This is a genomic window from Immundisolibacter sp., from assembly GCF_050250495.1.
Taxonomy (GTDB): domain Bacteria; phylum Pseudomonadota; class Gammaproteobacteria; order Immundisolibacterales; family Immundisolibacteraceae; genus Immundisolibacter.
The window spans coordinates 1-18171 of the sequence record NZ_JBFWOM010000009.1; the positions used below are offsets into that span (position 1 = coordinate 1).

The 18171-nt window shown below is 67.2% G+C and carries 17 protein-coding genes; 6 read left to right on the forward strand and 11 right to left on the reverse strand.

From position 1 onward, the window contains the following. Positions 1-462: 462 nt before the first annotated feature. The 3 genes from AB7F93_RS07980 (at position 463) to AB7F93_RS07990 (ending at position 3339) form a co-directional block, all read left to right on the forward strand. The gene (locus AB7F93_RS07980; protein ID WP_428302368.1) at positions 463-1341 is read left to right on the forward strand and encodes an EamA family transporter; all 879 of its coding nucleotides are present in this window, start codon (positions 463-465) and stop codon (positions 1339-1341) included. Positions 1342-1412: 71 nt separating this feature from the next. Then, positions 1413-2711, forward strand: a complete 1299-nt coding sequence (locus AB7F93_RS07985) for an MFS transporter (protein ID WP_428302369.1) — start codon at positions 1413-1415, stop codon at positions 2709-2711. 10 nt (positions 2712-2721) lie between these two features. Continuing rightward, positions 2722-3339, forward strand: coding sequence for a nitroreductase family protein (locus AB7F93_RS07990; protein WP_428302370.1), 618 nt, complete (start codon positions 2722-2724; stop codon positions 3337-3339). 45 nt (positions 3340-3384) lie between these two features. Here AB7F93_RS07990 and AB7F93_RS07995 read toward each other — a convergent pair whose 3' ends face one another. The 11 genes from AB7F93_RS07995 to AB7F93_RS08045 all read right to left on the reverse strand — a co-directional run bounded on the left by AB7F93_RS07995 (position 3385) and on the right by AB7F93_RS08045 (position 15022). Next, positions 3385-4350 carry an NAD-dependent epimerase/dehydratase family protein gene (locus tag AB7F93_RS07995; RefSeq protein WP_428302371.1) on the reverse strand — a complete coding sequence of 322 codons (966 nt, stop codon included), beginning with the start codon at positions 4348-4350 and terminating at the stop codon, positions 3385-3387. A gap of 60 nt (positions 4351-4410) precedes the next feature. Beyond that, positions 4411-5562 carry a deoxyguanosinetriphosphate triphosphohydrolase gene (locus AB7F93_RS08000; protein ID WP_428302372.1) on the reverse strand — a complete coding sequence of 384 codons (1152 nt, stop codon included), beginning with the start codon at positions 5560-5562 and terminating at the stop codon, positions 4411-4413. After that, entirely contained in the window at positions 5562-6653 is a 1092-nt protein-coding gene (gene aroB, locus AB7F93_RS08005; protein ID WP_428302373.1) for a 3-dehydroquinate synthase, read from the reverse strand. The genes AB7F93_RS08000 and aroB overlap by 1 nt, the downstream gene beginning before the upstream one ends. Then, positions 6625-7161 (reverse strand): shikimate kinase AroK, encoded by a 537-nt coding sequence (aroK, locus tag AB7F93_RS08010; RefSeq protein WP_428302374.1) that lies wholly within the window; start codon positions 7159-7161, stop codon positions 6625-6627. The genes aroB and aroK overlap by 29 nt, the downstream gene beginning before the upstream one ends. 14 nt (positions 7162-7175) lie before the next feature. Beyond that, positions 7176-9284 (reverse strand): type IV pilus secretin PilQ, encoded by a 2109-nt coding sequence (pilQ, locus tag AB7F93_RS08015; protein WP_428302375.1) that lies wholly within the window; start codon positions 9282-9284, stop codon positions 7176-7178. A gap of 31 nt (positions 9285-9315) precedes the next feature. Next, entirely contained in the window at positions 9316-9843 is a 528-nt protein-coding gene (locus AB7F93_RS08020; RefSeq protein WP_428302376.1) for a pilus assembly protein PilP, read from the reverse strand. Then, complete coding sequence (locus AB7F93_RS08025; protein ID WP_428302377.1) at positions 9840-10460, reverse strand: type 4a pilus biogenesis protein PilO; 621 nt, start codon at positions 10458-10460, stop codon at positions 9840-9842. The genes AB7F93_RS08020 and AB7F93_RS08025 overlap by 4 nt, the downstream gene beginning before the upstream one ends. Continuing rightward, positions 10457-11017 carry a PilN domain-containing protein gene (locus AB7F93_RS08030; protein WP_428302378.1) on the reverse strand — a complete coding sequence of 187 codons (561 nt, stop codon included), beginning with the start codon at positions 11015-11017 and terminating at the stop codon, positions 10457-10459. The genes AB7F93_RS08025 and AB7F93_RS08030 overlap by 4 nt, the downstream gene beginning before the upstream one ends. After that, positions 11004-12038: a type IV pilus assembly protein PilM gene (gene pilM / locus AB7F93_RS08035; RefSeq protein WP_428302379.1), complete on the reverse strand. Its 1035-nt coding sequence runs from the start codon at positions 12036-12038 to the stop codon at positions 11004-11006. Before pilM ends, AB7F93_RS08030 begins: the two co-directional genes overlap by 14 nt. Positions 12039-12325: 287 nt before the next feature. After that, the gene (locus AB7F93_RS08040) at positions 12326-13972 is read right to left on the reverse strand and encodes an AMP-binding protein (RefSeq protein WP_428302380.1); all 1647 of its coding nucleotides are present in this window, start codon (positions 13970-13972) and stop codon (positions 12326-12328) included. Between the two features lie 57 nt (positions 13973-14029). Next, positions 14030-15022: a dihydrodipicolinate synthase family protein gene (locus AB7F93_RS08045; protein ID WP_428302381.1), complete on the reverse strand. Its 993-nt coding sequence runs from the start codon at positions 15020-15022 to the stop codon at positions 14030-14032. Between the two features lie 102 nt (positions 15023-15124). Here AB7F93_RS08045 and AB7F93_RS08050 point away from each other — a divergent pair, with 102 nt between their 5' ends. From AB7F93_RS08050 to AB7F93_RS08060, 3 genes are all read left to right on the forward strand, one after another. Then, positions 15125-15508: a cupin domain-containing protein gene (locus AB7F93_RS08050; protein ID WP_428302382.1), complete on the forward strand. Its 384-nt coding sequence runs from the start codon at positions 15125-15127 to the stop codon at positions 15506-15508. A 5-nt stretch (positions 15509-15513) separates the two neighbouring features. Beyond that, complete coding sequence (locus AB7F93_RS08055; RefSeq protein ID WP_428302383.1) at positions 15514-16557, forward strand: ABC transporter substrate-binding protein; 1044 nt, start codon at positions 15514-15516, stop codon at positions 16555-16557. A gap of 146 nt (positions 16558-16703) precedes the next feature. Continuing rightward, entirely contained in the window at positions 16704-18155 is a 1452-nt protein-coding gene (locus tag AB7F93_RS08060; protein WP_428302384.1) for a hypothetical protein, read from the forward strand. The last annotated feature ends 16 nt before the right edge of the window (positions 18156-18171 follow it).

An 18171-nucleotide genomic window follows, 5' to 3' on the forward strand; every position in this document is an offset into this window, starting at 1 on the left:
CCGCTGTCCGCTTCCTTCAGAAACCCGATGATCTGCTCTTCGCTATACCGCTTCTTCACGTCCGACCTCCTTCGGTCTCAGTCGGACTCTAAGCCTCCGCGCTACTCAATCAGGGGGTAACGTCGCAGCGCTTGATGTCTTCTTCCGTCGTGATGCTCATCGGGTATTGCCTCGTGAGGTTATACCTGAGCAGAAAATCACTGGGTCATTAGAGTTACTTGCGTGAAAACTCCCTTTTCCCAGTCGATAGGTAAGACGTCAGGCGATGCGAGCGGTTGCTGGCAGTGGCTTGCCGGAAGCGCCTAGCCTTGGCCCACGCCAGTGGCGCGGGAGCCGCGTCCAGCAGCGTCGCAGTTGGCGCTGGTGGCAGGGCCTCGTCGCATACACTCGCCGCCTCACCCGCGATGACAACAACTCGTCGGGGTGCTTTACACCGACCGAAGCGAAGGTGACAAGGGTCCCATGCAAAGCTACGTGCTGGTGGCGCTGCTCGCCGCCTTTATCCACGCCTTCAGCTCCGTGTACTCGAAGCGGCTGTACGTGCTGGCCGACCACCCGGCGCAGGTGGCGTTCTACAGCCTGTTCAGCACCGGGCTGCTGTGCGGCGTGGTGTTGCCGTTTGTCCGCTTCAGCGATCCGTCCGGCGCGTGGCTGGACGTGCTCGGTGCCGGCGGCTGCTTCGCGCTCGGCTACGTGGCGCTGCTGCGGGCCATCCGCATCGGCGATGCGTCGTTCGTGGTGCCGCTGATCGGGCTCAAGATCTTCTTCATCGCCGGCCTGTCGGCGCTGTTCCTGGCCGAGACCTACGGCCCGCTGGTGTACGCCGGCGGCATCGGCGCCATGGTGGGCATGTTCCTGCTTGGTGACGGCCGCCTGCACGGCAACCCGCGGGCGCTGGCGCTGATGCTGTTCACCACCTTCTGCTACGCGCTGACGGACATTTTTCTGGTGCGCCTGTTCCGGGCCGGCTTCGGCACGCTGGAGGTGATGGTGTACCTGTTCGTGGTGTCGGCGCTGCTGCTGGTGCCGTTCGCGGCGGTGGCGCTGCGGGGCCGCTGGCGCATCAATCGCCGCTTTGCCGGCGGGCTGCTGGTGTTCGGCTCGGTGCAGTTGCTGGGCGGGGTGTTTCTGATGGGCTCCTTCGCGCTGGCGAAGGTGGCCACCATGGTCAACATCGTGCAGAGCGCGCGCGGGCTGTTCGCGGTCGGCGTGGTGTGGCTGATCACGCGCGTGGGGCTGGAGGGCATGGAGCAACTGACGCGCCGGCAGTACCTGCTGCGCGCCTGCGGCGCCGGGCTGATGACGCTGTCGATTTCGCTGGCCATCCTGGCGAGCGACTGACGGCGGCGCCGGTCATGGCATAAACGTGGCTCGCAGCGGCACCGCCGTTGCAGCCCAGCACAGGGGAGTCCGTGTCCGATCGTCTCGTGGCCCGCCTCGGCGGGCGGTTCTATTACGGCTGGATGGTGCTGGCCGTCGCCTCGTTCGGCGGCTTCATCTCCGCCGGCAGCAGCCAGATGTATATCGGCTCGGTGCTGCTGGCCATCACCGAGGATACCGGCTGGACGCACACGGCGATTTCGAGTGCGCTGCTGGCCGGCACCCTGACGGGCGGCCTCGTTTCGCCGCTGGCCGGCGCCTGGGTGGACCGGCGCGGGCCGCGTCTGCTGATGGGCGTCGCGGCACTGGTGATGGCGGCCGGGCTGCTGCTGATGGGCTGGAGCCCGAACCTCGCGGTGTTCTATCTCGGCTACATGCTCGCGCGCGGCGCGGCGCAGGGGGCGCTCGGCGGCGCGGCGCAGCGGGCGATTGCCGTGCACTGGTTCCTGCACTACCGCGGCCGGGCGCTCGGCATCGCGTCGATGTCGGTGCCGCTCGGCGGCGCGGCAATGGCCTTTGCCGGTGCCTGGGCGCAGCGGCACGGCTGGGATTGGCGCGAGCTGTTCACGGCCATGGGGGTGCTCGCGGTCGTGACGGTGGTGCCGCCGGCGTGGATGCTGCTGCGGCGCAGTCCGGAGGCGATCGGGCTGCTGCCGGACGGCGGCCCGGTTGCCGACCGCACGACCAAGCCCGGCCGCCGGCCGCGGCCGACTGGCGACGAGTACCCATGGACGCTGACGCAGGCGCTGCGCACGCGCGCGCTGCGGCTGCTTATGGGCGCGGCTGTGGTGGCCATCGCCGCCAACGGCACCGTGGTGTTTTATCACGTGATTTATCTCGTAAGCCGCGGCGTGTCGCAGGTGCAGGCGGTAACGGCGGTCAGCATCCTTGCGCTCACCGGCGCGCTCGCCAACGTGGTGTGGGGCTATCTGTCGGAGTTCTTCTCCGAGCGGCTGCTGGCGATCGTGTCGCAACTGCTGGCGGCGGGCGGCATCCTGCTGCTGCTGACGGTGGACAGCGGCACCGGCGCGCTGGTGTTGTCCGCCGTGCTGGGTCTGCTGGTGCGCGGCGAGGGCTCGCTGACCGGCCTCATCCTGTCGAACTACTTCGGGCGCTTCGCCTTCGGGCGCATTGCCGGCCTGATGGCAAGCGTGCAGCTGGTGGCGCTGGGTCTGGGGCCGGTGATCGCGTCCGCCGTGTACGATGTTTTCCAGTCTTACGTGGCCATCTACGGCCTGATCGCGGCCGGCTATCTAGGCTCGGCCAGTTTCTATGTGCTGGCGCGCCGGCCGGTGCCGCCGCCCAGCGGACCTTCTTCCCAACCCTCCTGAGGATTCGATGATGAACTTTTCCGACCTGGTGCAGGCCCGGCGCAGCGTGCGCGAGTACGACCTCTCGCAGCCGGTGACGGACGCGGACCTGAAGGCCATCTTCGACGACGTGATCCTGTCCCCGAGTGCGTTCAACCTGCAGCAGTGGGCCTTCGTGGTGGTGCGCGAGGCGGAGCAGAAAAAGCGCCTGCGCGCCGCGGCCATGGACCAGGCGCAGGTGGAAAACTGCGGCGCGGCGATTGTGGTGTGCGCCAAGCTCGACGCCCACAACGATGCGCCGACGGTGTTCGCGCAGGCGCCGGAGCCGATGCGCGGGCGCATGATCGGCATGACCGCGCAGATGTACGGCGGCAATGCGCAGTTCGCGCGCGACGAGGCCATCCGCGGCGCCAGCCTCGCCACGATGACGCTGATGTACGCCGCCAAGGCGCGCGGCTTCGACACCGGCGCCATGATCGGCTTCAACCCGCAGGCCGTTGCCGAGGTCGCCGGGTTGGGCGACAACTACATCCCGGCCATGCTGATCGTGATGGGGCGCGGCACCCCGCCGGCCACGCCGCGCGGCTACCGCAAGCCGCTCGGCGAGGTGGTGAAGCTGGAGCGCCTGGACGGCGCCGGCCTCGCCTGAAGCGGCAACGACCTCGCCCCGCCGCGTGGCGGCGGGGCAGGGCGCTCAGTCCGGGTAGCGCTCCGGGTGAGCGGCGAGGTCAGCCAGAAAATCGTCCAGCATGGCGCCCGTGTCGTAGGTCGGATTCCAGCCCCATTCCTCGCGCGCAAACCGGTCGTCGACGGGTTTCATCAACCGGTCGACGAAGGCCTGACGTTTGGCATCCACCTTGAACTCGATGCGCGCCCCCGGCACGCGGGCGCGCACGGCGTCGGCGAGCTGCTCGGCGCTCGGCGTCGGCGGCACGCCGTTGATGAGGTAGTTGAACTGCGTGAGCCGCTCGCGCCGGGCTCGCGACAGCGCCAGCACGCCGGCCGCCGCGTCCTTCACGTACACGATCGGCACCCGCGTGTGCGGGGCGACCTCGATGGTGTACGGCCGGCCGCGGGCGCATTCCTCCACCACCCAGGAGTGGAACTGCGCGGCGCCCGGCGTGCGCACGCCGGGGCCGCAGATGCCCGGAAAGCGGATGCCGCGAAAGTCGACCCCGTAACGGTGCCTGTAAAAATTGCCGGCGCCCTCGCCGAACAGCTTGGCCGTGCCGTAGAACGACAGCGGGCGCTGCAGGGTGAGGTCGTCGATGTGCTCGCCGGTCATGCCAAGGCCGTAGGTGCCGATGCTGCTCGCGAACAGCACTTGCGGCACGTCGAGCAGGCGGGCCGCCTCCAGCACGTTGAAGGTGCCGTTGACGTTGGCGTGCATGGCGGCCGACGGATCGAGGTCCGACGCCGTCGACAGGATCGCGCCCAGGTGAAAGATCGCCTCCGGCCGGGCGGCCTTGACCGCCTCCAGCACGTGGCTGAAGTTGCCGACGTCGCCGCGGATCAGCGCGATGCGATCCGCCACGTCCGCCAGGCGCCGCTGCGAGCCGCTGACGTGGAAGGCGGTCACGGCGTGGCCGCCCTCGGCCACCAGTTGCCGCACCACTTCGGCGCCGATAAAGCCGGTGCCGCCGGTGATCAGTACGCGCATGGGCCTTCTCCTCGGGTGATGTTGTCGTCGCGCCCCGCGGCGAGTCCCCGCGAAGGACGCTTACGGGTTCGGTACGCTGCCGAACAAGGCCGCATGTTGCGCCAGCGCGTAGCGATCCGTCATGCCGGCCACGTAGTCGGCCACCGCCCGGGCGCGACCGCGCAGGCCGCGCTGGGCTTCGCGTTGCTCGACGCGCTCGAGCGTGTCCGGCGGCAGCAGCAGGGGATCGTTCAGAAACGCGCCGAACAGGTCCGTCACCACGCGGCGGGCGCGGCTGGTCATGCGCCGCACGCGGTAATGCTGGTACACGCGGCGGTTCAGCAGCGCCTTGAGTTGGTCGTTGTCGGCGCGCATGGCGTCGCTGAAGGCGATCAGCGGTCCGGTGGCGGACCGGACGTCCTGCAGGCTGCCCACGCCCGCCGCAGCCAGGCGCGCGGCGCTGGTGCCGCGCAGGTCGGCAATCTGTGCCTTGATGATGCGGCGGATGATCTCGTGCTGGCCGACGCGGCCGGGCAGGCTGCCGAAGTCACGGCGCACGGCGTCGTAGTGGTCCCGAAAGGACGCCGACTCCTCGCACAGCAGCTCGAAGCTCAGCATGCCAGCGCGCAGGCCGTCGTCGAGGTCGTGCGAGTTGTAGGCGATCTCGTCGGCGAGGTTGGTGAGCTGCGCCTCCAGCGTCGGCTGTCCGCCGTTGAGGAAACGCTCGCCAACGTCGCCGAGCTTGGCTGCGATGTCGCGCGTGCAGTGCTTGAGGATGCCCTCGCGCGTCTCGAACGTGAGGTTGATGCCGGGGAAGCCCGGGTAGCGCTGTTCGAGCACGTCAACCGTGCGCAGCGACTGCACGTTGTGTTCGAAACCGCCGTGCGGCGTCATGCAGGCGTTCAGCGCGTCCTGGCCGGCGTGGCCGAAGGGCGTGTGGCCAAGGTCGTGCGCGAGCGAAATGGCCTCGGCCAGCGCCTCGTTCAGACCCAGCGAGCGCGCCAGTGAGCGGCAGATCTGCGCCACTTCGAGCGTGTGCGTGAGGCGCGTGCGGAACATGTCGCCTTCGTGGTTCACGAACACCTGGGTCTTGTACTCCAGCCTCCGAAACGCGCCGCAGTGGATGATGCGGTCGCGGTCGCGCTGGTGCTGCGTGCGGTCGCCCGGGGGTGGTTCGGGATGGCGCCGGCCGCGGCAGTTGTCGTCGCGGGCCGCGTAGGCGGCCAGCGGCATCAGGCGGTCTCCGACGCGTGTGCGGCGTTGATGACGTCGGCCAGCAGCGTGGGCGCTACGCCGCTCACGATCACGCCACGGCCGATGGCATCGAGCGCCACCAGCCGCAGCTCGCCGTCGAGCACCTTCTTGTCGCCGGCCATGAAGCCGAGCAGCGTTGCGGTGTCGATGTCGCCGGGCAGGCGTGTCGGCAGCCCGGCGCGTTTCAGCACCGCGGCCACGCGCGCGCAATCCGCCGCAGGCAAGCGGCCGAGGCGCTGTGACAGCGCCGCCGCCATCAGCATGCCGAGACCGACCGCTTCGCCATGCAGCCAGGCGCTGTAGCCGGTCGCCGCCTCGATGGCGTGCCCGAACGTATGGCCAAGGTTCAGCAGCGCGCGCTGTCCGGACTCGCGCTCGTCCGCGGCCACGATGGTGGCCTTGATCTCGCACGAGCGGTAAATCGCCTGCTGCAAGGCCGTCTCGTCGCCACCCAGCAGGGCAGGCAGCGCCTGTTCCAGCCAGGTGAGGAACGGCTCGTCGGCGATCAGCCCGTACTTGATGACCTCCGCCAAGCCGGCCACCAGTTCACGGCGGGGCAGGGTGGCCAGCGTCGCCGTATCCACCAGCACGCAGCGCGGCTGGTAAAAGGCACCGAGCAGGTTCTTGCCGCCCGGACGGTTGACGCCGGTCTTGCCGCCGACCGACGAGTCCACCTGCGCCAGCAGGGTGGTGGGCACCTGAATGAAATCGACACCGCGCTGGAATGTCGCGGCCAGGAAACCCGTCATGTCCCCCACCACGCCGCCACCGAGCGCGACCAGCGTCACGCGGCGGTCGAAACGGCCGGCGATCAGTTGATCGGCGAGCAGGGCGTAGGTGTCGAGGCTCTTGGAGGGCTCGCCGGCTGCAAACGTCAGCAGCCGCGGGTCGAAATCGGTGAGTGCTGCACAGACCTGCTCGCCGTACAGCGCCGCCACGTGGCTGTCGCTGATGACGACCACCCGCCGGCCGCGAATGTAAGGTCGGTAAAGAGCCGGCTCCGACAGGAGGCCCGAGCCGATGTGGATGGGGTAGCCGCGGTCAGCCAGGTCGAGTTGTAAAGTGCGCATCCGCCAAACGATCCAGTACCTCGGCCACGGTGGCCGTCACTTTACGCCCCGGCGACTCGACCGTGATGTCCGCCACCGCCTCGTAGAGCGGCTCGCGTTCCAGCGCCAGCTGGCGCAGCCGCTCTTCCGGGTCCGGGGTCGCCAGCAAGGGGCGGTGGGTGGAGTTCCGCGTCCGTCGCATCTGCTCCGAAACCGACGTGCGCAGGTACACCACCGTGCCGCGGCTGCGCAGCAGCTCGCGGTTCTCCGGCAGCAGTACGGCCCCGCCGCCGGTCGCCAGCACAATGCCGGACATGGCTGTCAGCTCGGTGAGGATCTTGTGCTCGCGACGCCGGAAGCCGGCCTCGCCCTCGATCTCGAAGATGATCGGGATGGTGGTGCCGGTGCGCCGTTCGAGTTCCTCGTCACTGTCGAGGAACTCGAGTCCGAGGCTCTGCGCCAGCCGCCGGCCGACCGTGGTCTTGCCGGCCCCCATCGGTCCCACCAGAAAGACGCTGCGCCGGGCCATGGACAACACACCGCTCAGGGATTGGCGACCGCCATGCCCTCGCGGATGATCTTGGGCGTCACGAAGATCAGCAGCTCTTTCTTCTCGCTGGTGTTGCTCCTGTTCTGGAACAACCTGCCAACGTAGGGCAGGTCACCGAAGAACGGCGTGCGAACGACGTTGTTGGCCTTGGTCTGTTCGTAGATGCCACCGATCACGATGGTCTCGCCGTCGTTGACCAACACCTGCGACTCCACCTTCTGGGTGTCGATGGCGGGCTCGCCGTTGTTGTTGGTGGCGGTGGTGTTGAGCGCGTCCTTGTTGACCGCGATGTCCATGATGATGTGGTCATCCGGCGTGATCTGCGGCGTGACCTTAAGCTGCAGCACGGCCTCCTTGAACTCGGTGTTCGTGTTGCCGGCTGCTGATGCTTCCTGGTATGGGAACTCGGTGCCCTGCGAGATGATGGCTTCCTTCTGGTTGGAGGTCACCACGCGCGGGTTCGAGATGATCTCGCCTTCACCCTCCGCCTGCAGGGCGGACAGCTCGAGTTCCAGCAATCGCCCGAACGGCAGCTTGGCGATGGCAAGACCAATCGACGTCGGGTTGAACGGGACGCCTTGCAGACGCGAAGCTGGCATGTTGACGTTCAGGCGGTCGTTCATTTCGAGCGTCTCGCCGTTCAGCAACTGCGTCGTGCCGTTTAGATTGCCGGATACGGCGGTGGTCCCGCCGGCGATGTCGCGCGTATCGCTGGCGCCGAACCGCACGCCAAGGTTCTTGCCGAAATTGGTCGAGGCGTTGACGATGCGCGACTCGATCAGCACCTGCCGCACCGGCACGTCGAGCGCCTTCATCAAGTCTCGAATCTCGGCCAGCTTCCTCTCGGTGTCGTTGATGATCAGCGTATTGGTACGCTCGTCCACCGTCACGTTGCCGCGCTCGGTGAGAACCTTGCGATCCTCGTTGTTAAGCAGGGCCGCCACGTCGCTGGCCTTGGCAAAGTTGACCGGCATGAATTCCGTATACAGCGGCGCCAGTTCTTCGAGTTTCTGCCGGGACTCGAATTCGGCCTGTTCGCGGGCCGCGATTTCCTCGGCCGGCGCGATCCACATCACGTTGCCGTCCTCGCGCTTGCCGAGGCCCTTGGTGGTGAGGATGATGTCGAGCGCCTGGTCCCAGGGGACGTTCTGCAGGCGCAGGGTGATGTTGCCGGCCACGGTGTCCGCCGCCACCAGGTTCTTTCCGGTGAAATCCGCCAGCAACTGCAGCACCGCGCGCACTTCGATGCTCTGGAAGTTCAGCGAGATCGGCTCGCCGGAATAGGCCTTCTTCACGTTGCGTTGGGCGGCCGGGTCGTCGCGCACCGGTGAAATTTCCAGCGTGTACTGCCCGTTGGCCTGATAGGCCAGGTGCTCGAATGCGCCGCCGGTCGCCACTTCCATGCGCACGCCGCCGGCGTACTGGCGCGTTTCCACGCGCGTGACGGGCGTCGCAAAGTCGGTGACGTCGAGCCGACGGCTGAGCTCGGCCGGCAGGCCCACGCCGCTGAACTCGACCACCACGCGGCCGCCCTGGGGGCGGGTGTTGACCTGCACGTCAGGGGACGACAAGCCAACCACAATGCGGCCTTCGCCGCGGTCGCCCCGGTGAAAATCGATGCTGCTTAGCCGCGGGCCTGCGGAGCGCGCCATGGGCGCAGGCGCTGGTGTCGGGCTGCGTGCGGCCGATGGAATCGCGCCAGGCGCATCCAGCATCACCAGCAGCGTGTTGTCAGCGGTGGTCATCGACCACTTCACCGTCTCGACGAGATTGACCACCAAGCGGGTCCGCCCTTCCCCGGGGACCACCACCACGGTGCCAACGGGCCCGATATCGACGTTCTTGGTGCGTTCCGGCAAGGCAGCGTCGGTGGCCGGCAGGTCGATGACCAGACGTGGCGGATCATTGATCAGGAACGCCCGGCCCGGTGCAAGTGCACCGTCGGCCTGCACCTGCAGCTGAACGCCGCCGGTCGGCGTCGCGGCAAAGTTCATGCCCGTCAATGCCACGGCGTAGGCATTTATCGGGATCAGCAGCGCCGCCAGCGCCTTTGCAATAGCGGCGGTGACCCACCGCCGAGCGGGGGTGTGACGAGGTTTCATGTGCCGGATCTCCCTGGGCATCGTCATGCCGCTACTGCTCCACGATTTCTACCGCGGCTGGTCGTTCCGTCCAGCCGCCGGTTCCGTTAGGAATCATTTCCATCAAGTTCACGCGGCTGTCGGCGACGTCAGTAATTCGTCCATAGTTCTCGCCGAGATAATTGCCGACCGATACGCGACTGATTGTCTGATCGGGGGCCTGGATCAGTGCCCACAGGCTGTCGCCGCGCGCAAGTGTGCCGACCATCCGCAGCGCGTCCAGGGGGTAGGCCTCCAAGGCTTCCTTGCGCCGATTGAGGTCCGGGCGCACGCCGTCCAGACCGGCGTCCGCCACGTTTTCGGTTTTCTGCTCGGTCAAGGTGTCAAGGAAGGGGTCCTTGAGTTCGTCGCGCTTGTAGACAAAAGGCTCGTACGGCTTCAACACCGGCAATGGTTCGATGGTGACCTTCTCTTCCGCGCGGACCTGGTCCATCCACGTTTTCAGTTCGGCATCCTTGGAACTGCACCCGGCAAGCACGAGACAGGTCAGTCCGATTAATGTGGTGCGTCCTCCGCTCAAGGCTTGTCCTCCTCGAGGTACTGGTAAGTCTTGGCGGTACCCCTCAGCACCAGCAGGTCGGTGTCCTTGCCCTGGGGGACCATCGTCAGGTTGTGCAAGGTCACGATGCGCGGAAAACCAGCCACGTCGCTTGCAAATTCTCCAAGTTGGTGGTAGCTGCCGGTGACCTCGATTGCGATCGGGAGTTCTGCGTAGAACCCGGACGGCTTCGGCTCGCCGGGCTGGAATAGCTTGAATTCGAGCCCGCGTCCGAGGCCGGCCTGGGTGATTTCGACCAACAAGTTGGCGATCTCATTGCTGTCGGGCAGCTGCCGACGCATCGCCTCGAAGCTCTCCTTGAGCTGCGCCAGCTGCTCGCGGTACGCCTCCAGGTTGACGGCTTGGCGATACTTGGTAAGGAATTCCTGCCGCAGCTGCCTCTCGGCCTGCTGCCTGCCTTCCAGATCCTCAAGCGTCTTGCGGATTACGAAGTGATAGCCCGCGAACACCACCACAATGCCGACCAACACTATTGCCAACGTCTTGCCGATTGCCGGCCATTCCCCGGCTGCACCAACATCGATGTCGCGCAGGTTGATGCTGCGCAAATCAATCTTCCGCAGATCGTCCAAGGTCATTTCGGCTGCTCGGGTTTGGCGATGTGCTGGGGAACTTGCAAGTCAAATTGGCTGGCGTGCATGCTTCGATGTTCGCCGGCGCGCGCAACCCGAAGGGTGGACGGATTGAATTCGTCCGACGCGTCGAGCTCATGCATATAGGATGAGACGCGCGCGTTGGATTGCGCCCACCCTTGCAAGCTGAGGGTGGTTTCGTTCTGCCCGAAATTGGTGAGGAAGACGCCTTCCGGCGTGCTGCGCGCAAGTGCGTCAAACAAGCGCACCGGCATAGGGCGTAAGGTCTGAAGCTCCTGAATGACGTCCATGCGGGCTTGCAGCTTTGTCTTCTGCGCCTGAATGTCGCGAATCTCGCGGATTTTCACGTCGAGGATCGCGATTTCGGAGCGCAACAAATCGTTTCTTGCTTCTTGACCGTTGACCAGGCCAGTGGCGATCAGTTCGCCCACCGCTACGAGCGCCACGGCGCCGATGGCGCCTGCGCCCAGCATGGTAAGAAATTCACGTTGCCGCCGCTGTCGCTGGGCGCGTCGCCACGGCAGGAGGTTAACGCGAGACATCGCTCATACTCCGCATGGCAAGGCCGGCCGCAATCATCCAGGCGTGGCCAGTGGCTCGCAATCGGGCGGCGTCGAGCCCGGACGCGAACTGCACGCTTGAAAAAGGATTGCCAATCCGGGTGTCGATGCCAAGGTATTGCCCGACCACATCGGCAACCCCCGGCAGACCCGCGCAGCCCCCGCTAAGCACCACTTGGTCAAGGGTGGTTTCCCCGGTTGCCGAGAAGAATACTTGCAGCAGGCGGCCGACTTGGCTTGCCAGTGAATCCATGAACGGGGCCAGCACCATGGCTTCGCTATCACCTGGCAAGTTGTTGGAGTCGATTGCGGCCCGTGCTTCAGCCGCGTTCATCTCATGGCGCTCCTGAAGCTGCAACAGCAATTGTTCGCCGCCGAACGACTGCTCACGCGTGAACACCGTGGCGCCTTTCTGGAGGACATTGAGCGTTGTCGACGTGCCGCCGACGTCAACCATCGCCGTGATACCGTCACGCGCTGCCCGCGGCAAGCTGGAGGCAATCAGCGGGAAGGCCGATTCAAGCGCATAGGCTTCAACGTCGACTACCGCAGCGCTGAGACCGGCGCTCGCCAAGGCTTCGACGCGGCGGTCAATGACGTCATTGCGGGCGACAATTAGCAGCACATCGGCTGTTTGAGGATTACGGGCATTCGGACCGAGCACAACAAAATCGAAGTAGACATCATCCAGCGGGTAAGGGATGAACTGGTCGGACTCGAGGTTGATCTGCTGTTCGATATCCGCGTCGGTGAACTCGACCGGCATGCTGATTTGCCGGCTGATCACCAGCGATCCGGGAACCGCGATGGCAACCTGGTTGCGTTTGCTTCCAGAACGTCTCACCACATCGGCGATTGCCTGGATCACGAGTTCCGCTGAGTTGGCCGCGCTGTCCAGGGCCGCACCCTGCGGCAGGAGGCCTTCCATGCAGGCCTCTACCTGGAATCCCGAAGAGACCTCGCCGAGGGCAAGAACCCGAACGGCCGAGCTGCTCAGGTCCAAGCCGAGCAAGGGCGGTACTGGCTGGCGGAAAATATTGCGAATCAAGCGAACACCAAACGGTTAAGCCGCTGTCTGCGAGTTTCAAACTCGCGCTGCTCCGCAAGCATTATCGACCTCCCGCTGCCAGCCTTGAGGCTTTATAGCACAGCGTTCCGCGCGCGGCTGTAGTGACCGCAACTTTATCGCTACGTCAGGGGATTGGGCTTGGCAGTGCATGAAGATTGGACGTCGGGTTTCAGACGGCGTCCGAGCGTGTGCCCCGCAAGGCGCGACCGCGATGCCGGTGTCTATTCAAAGCGGCTGGCCCGCGCGCGCAGTTCGAATTTCTGGATCTTGCCGCTGGCCGTGCGCGGCAGGTCGGGCACGACTTCAAGCCGCTCCGGCCAGTAGGTGCGCGACGCGCCGGCCGTGGCGAGCCAGTCGGTCATGGCGTCGAAGTCGAATTCGGCGCCGGGTTTCAGCGTCACGAAGGCGCAGGCCCGCTCACCCAAACGCGCGTCCGGCATGGCGACGATGGCGGCGTCCTGCACCGCCGGGTTGCGGTAGAGCAGTTCCTCGACCTCCGCCACCGGGATGTTCTCGCCGCCGCGGATGATGATGTCCTTGGCGCGGCCGGTGATGCGGATGTAGCCGTCCGCGTCCATGCGCGCGAGATCCCCGGTGTCGAACCAGCCCTCGGCGTCCACCTCGTGCGCTTCGGGGCGCTTCAGGTACCCCACGAACAGGCAACTGCCCTGGGTTTTCAGCTTGCCTTCGGTGCCGGCCGACACGGGCCGGTTGTCGCCATTCACCACGCGCACGGCCATGCCGGGCAGCGCTCGCCCGTCGCTGTTGAACACCGCATCCGGCGCATCGTCCGGGCCGGTCATGGTGACCACGCCGCACTCGCTCATGCCCCAGGCGGAGTTGACGCGGATGCCGAGCTTGTCGATCGCCGCCTGCACCAGCACGCGCGGGATGGGTGCCCCGGCGCAGACGAACTGCTTCAGGCGGCAGTCGGCCGGAGCAGGGGCATTGGGCGCGCTCACCAGATCGGCCAGAAACGGCGTCGCGCCCATGGAGAAAGTGACGCGTTCGGCCTGCATGGTGTCCCAGGCGCGCCGGGCATCCCACACGTCCTGCAGGATGACGTGCGTGCCGAGCACGACGGGCAGCATCAGGCCGTACATGAAGCCCGTCTGGTGCGCCAGCGGCGAGGCCATGAAGCACACGTCCGCGCCGCTGAGCTCGATGCCCTGCGCGTACGCCCGCACGCCGGCCAGCAGCGTGTTGGAGGTCTGCATCACGCCCTTCGGCTGGCCCGTGGTGCCCGAGGTGTAGAGCAGCTGGATGACGTCGTTCGGGTCCGGCCGGCGGCGGGCGAACTCGGCAGCGGCGTCTAAGTCATCCTCCCAGCGCCGTTCGATCAGCGTGCGCTCGAAGCTGTCTTCGCCTTCGCCGCCCACCACCAGCACGCGCTCCAGCGCCGGCAGCCGGCCGCGCAGCCCGGCCAGCATGGCGGCGTAATCGTGGCCGCGAAACGTGCGCGGCACGACCATCAGGCGGGCCTGGGCAAAGTCGAGCATGTAGCCCAGCTCGCGCTCGCGAAAGATCGGCATCAGCGGGTTGCTGACCGCGCCGATGCGAAGGCAGGCCAGGTGCAGGGCGATGAACTGCCACCAGTTCGGCAACTGAAACGCCACCACGTCGCCCGGCTGCACACCAAGGCCCACCAGGCCCAGCGCGATGCGGTCCACGCGGTGCTGCAATTGCAGATACGACAGGCGCGTGGCCACGCCGGTCATGCTGTTGTGGTCGGCCACCGCGAGCCGGTCGGGATGGCGGTCGGCCAGCGCGTCCAGCAGATCAGTCAGCAGCTCGTTTCGCCACAGGCCGGCGGCGTTCATCGCCGCCACGCGCTCGGCGCTCAGGATGGGGTCGCAGACACCGGGCATGTGTACTCGCGCAGCTAGAGCGGTACGGCGCCACCCGGCGCCGTACCGGGGAAGGCTTTACGCCGCGGCGGCGGCCGGCACGCTGTCGATCACGCCGTGCTTGAGCAGACCCTCGCGGATGGTCTTCTTCATCGCCTCGTCGGCGTAGGCGTCGAGCGGCGGGCGGCACGGGCCCATCGGCATGCCGAGCAGCTCGAACCAGTACTTGATCGGCGCGAGCGAGTACTGGTTCTTGCGCACGATGTTCCACACGAAGATGTCGTTCATCAGGTCGCGGACCGGGTCGAGCTGGCGGTACAGCGGCAGCGCCTCGTCGAACTTGCCGGCGTCGGCCAGTTCCATGGCACGCACGAAGGTGTCGCGCTGCTTGCCGAACATCACGTACTCGCAGGTGCCGAACAGGCACTGCCCGCCGTGCACGATGGAATCCCACAGATAGAACGACTCCATCGGCTCGGTGACCACCATGCGGTCGCCGGTGTGCTTGCGCAGCGCAATCGTGTCGGCCGGGTTCAGCAGGCCGTTCTTGATGCCGACCACCATTTCGAGGTCGGCCAGGCGGTTCAGGAGGCCGTGGTTCAGCACCACGCCGGCGGTCGGCGTGTTGTACAGCACGATGCCGAGCGGGCTGTGGTCGGACAGGTACTTGTAGAAGCCGTACAGATCCGCATCCGAGCGCAACTGGATGACCGGGTTGATGACCTCGATGAGATGAAAGCCGAGCTCGGCCAGACGATGCGCCTTCTCCAGCACCGTGAACGGCGACGGGTCCAGGATCACGGACGTCAGCATCATGCGGCCCTTGTTCGCCTTGGCCACGGTCTCGCTGTACTGCCACCACTCGGCGGGCGTCATGTTCCAGGCCTCGGCGGTGTTGCCGCCGGTCATCAGGCCGTACAGGCCCTCGCTCGCCCAGCGGTCGACGTGGCTCGCCAGCCGCGGCAGGTCCAGGCTGAAATCGGCCTTGAACGGCGTCGGTACCGCGTTGGTGGACTTGATCATGTGGGCGCGAGCCCAGGCTTTGGCTTCGCTGCGGGTGTAATCGACCATGGCGTTGCTCCTCGTGTGCGGCCGGGTTGAGCGGCGCACGATACCACCCGCCGGGTGTGGTAAACAGGCGTTCAAGCGGGCTGAAAATGCAGGAGGAGACTAATGACCGACCGCGCGCGCGTGCTGCGCCACGACGACGACCGCCTGCAATCGGTCATCCCCGGCAAGTTCGAGTTCAAGCACCTGCACGGGCAGGGCTGCTCGGTGGCGCTGTACAAGATGCGCTCGGCGGCGGACATCCCCACCCAGCTCAACTGCCACGAAGAGGAGGTGACCGTCATGCTGTCCGGCGAGTGCCGGCTGCGCATCGACGGCGAGGACATCGTCCTGCGCGCCGGCGACACGATTCTCATCCCGGCCTTCAAGGAGCACCTCGGCGAGTTCCTGACCGACGAGGTGGTGCTGGTCAGCGTGTTCGTGCCGCGGCGGGACGAATTCGGCCCGGAGGGCGATCAGGCGCCGAAGCTGTCATTTCTGGGGGACTGACCGCTATGCCCCGCACGCTGTGGTACACGCGCTGCCCGGTTGCCACGGCCACCGGCGTCGCGCTCGAAACGGGTCTGTTCGACGCCGAGTTCGCGGACGGCACGGTCGCGTTTCGCAACATCAAGGAACTCGGCCGCGACAAGATGCTGAAGTCGCACTTCGACCATCACCTCGACGATTCGGTGCGCGAGGGCGGCGCCGTGCCGCCCATCTGGGCGCGCAGCCGTGGCGCCGACACGGCGCTGCTCGGGCTCACCTTCGTGCGCGACTCGCTGGCGTTTCTGGTGCGGGCCGATTCGGACATCCAGCGCTTCACGGACCTCGCCGGCCGGCGCTGCTCGCTGCCGCTGCACCCGAAACTGCTGACCGATTTCATGCGCGCCAACACCGAGCGCGGCTTTCTTTGCGCGCTCGCCGAGCACGGCATGACGGCGGCCGACGTGCAGTTCGTCGACACCGTCATCGACAACGACTTCAAGGAGGCCGCGAATCCGGACGCCGGCGCCGGACGCAAGGCCTTCGAGGCGACCATGTTCGACCACGAAACCCGCGCCCTGCTCGACGGCCGCGTGGACGTGGTGTTCACCAAGAACGTGCAGCCGGCGCGCCTGCTGCGCCTGTTCGGCGACCGCCTGCGCTGCATCTACGACCTGCTCGACGCACGCGACCCGGATCACGTCATCAACGGCAACCCGCGCATCGTCACCATCAGCGGCAACGTGGTGCGCGTGGCGCCGGACCTGGTCACGCGCTACCTGCAGGTGCTGCTGCGCGGCGCCGCCCGGGCAGCGCAGGACAAGGCGGCCACCACGCGCATCTGGGCGGCCGAGATCGGCGTCGAGCCGCAGGACGTGGCGGCGTCCTACCGCGGCGAGTACCACGCCACCGTGTGGCCGTCGCTCAACGACGCCATGCGCCACCGCCTGCGGGTGCAGATCGACTTCCTGCACCGGCACGGTTACCTCGAACGCGAGGTAGACATCAACGCGTGGGCGCAGCCGCAGGTCCTGGCGGAGGCCTACCGGCGCGAAGGGCTCACCGCCGCCTGAGCCGGTCGTCGCGGGGCAGCCGGGGCAGGTTCTGCCAGAATAACGGCTCCTCCTTACCGCCTAGGCGCCCGGCGTCATCGGGTGCGCGATCCAAGCCGTGCCCGCGTGGTCAAAGGCGTGGACCGGCGATCCCAGTAACCCTCTCCGTGAACCTGAAACACCCATCACGCGCACTCTCGCTCGCGCTCCTGCTGTGCCTGAGCACCGCCGCTACGGCGCAGGACACCGGCATCATCGAGCGCGTTCAGATGGGCGACAACGAACTCGACTGCGTGCAGATCGCGACGCAGGTAGAGGAACTCGACGCCATCCTCGCTTCGCACAGCGGCGACAAGGGGGCGCTGCGCGGCGCGACCGAGAGCGCCACCCGCTCGCGCACCGGCGAGGTGGTGGCCGGCGTGGCCAAGGTGCTGCCGTTCGGCAGCGTGTTCGGCGACATTGCCAAGGACGTGCTGGGCCGCCGCGGGCGTGAGGCCGAGGCGCGCCTGGCGTCGGCCCGGGCACGCAAGGAATACCTGGTCGACATGTTCCTGAAACGGGGCTGCCGCATGGCCGATGTCGCCGCGGCCACCGCACAGCAATCGAAGTCCGAGAAACAGCCGACCGCCGAGGCGAAGCCGGCGTCCGAAGCCCAACCGGAGCCGGCGGCGCCCGCCGCGCCGGCGACCCCCGATCAGCAAACGCCCGCGAAGGACACAGCGCCCGACGCGGCGTCCGGGAGGGGTACGCCGGTGCAGGTACCCGCTGTGGCGACACCCGCCGAGCCGCCGTCGCCCGCGGTCGAGGTAAAGGAGGCGCCGCCACCGGCTCAATCCGCCCCACCCGAAGACGCGGCAACGCCGGCCCCACAAGACGCGCAGCGCGGGCCGCTGTTCGTGCTGGATTTCCGGCTGGCGTTTCGCACCAGCGCGGATGCCGACGGCGAGGCCGGCGCGCCTGGCCTCGAACTCGGCGGCGTGCCGCTGAAGACCATGCAGGCGATTACCGATTCGGCCTACGTGGCGCTGTTGCAGGACCTCGCGCAGGCCGGCTACGAGGTGCTGAACCCGGAAGTCGCGGCGCCGTTGGCAGGCGCGGGCAGCCTCCCGGCGCCGGCGCGCGGTGGCGATTACCTCTACTTCGCGCCGAGCGGCGCGCCGCTGGCGCAGGTGCCGGCCGCGAAGCGGCCCGGCAGTGATGCCGCGCTCGGCGAGACACGCGCGGCCCTGGCGCAGGCCGTGGCGGGGCGCAAGCCGGGTGTGAGCTATGCCATCGGCGTGTGGTACGTGGACTTCGCGCGGATCCGGGGCAAGCCGGGGCAGGATGAGCCGCAGCGGCTCGAATCGCGCCTGGCCGTGTCGGCCGGCAGTCATCTGGCCATCGTCGAGCCGGCCGCCGAGAGCACGCCGCCCGAGGCGGTGCGCGTCCTGAACCTGGGGCGCGATCTGGTCACCAACGAGCCCTACGGACAGGTGCGCCTGCCGGCCGGCAAGGACGTGCTGCGCCTGCAGGCGGATGCGAAGCGGTTCACCACGCTCGTCGAGCGCCAGCTCAAGCGCGGGCGCAGCGCCCTGATTTCGACGCTGCCGCCGGCGAGCAAGGCGCCGCCGGCGCCGTGAGCGAGCAGCCCGCGCG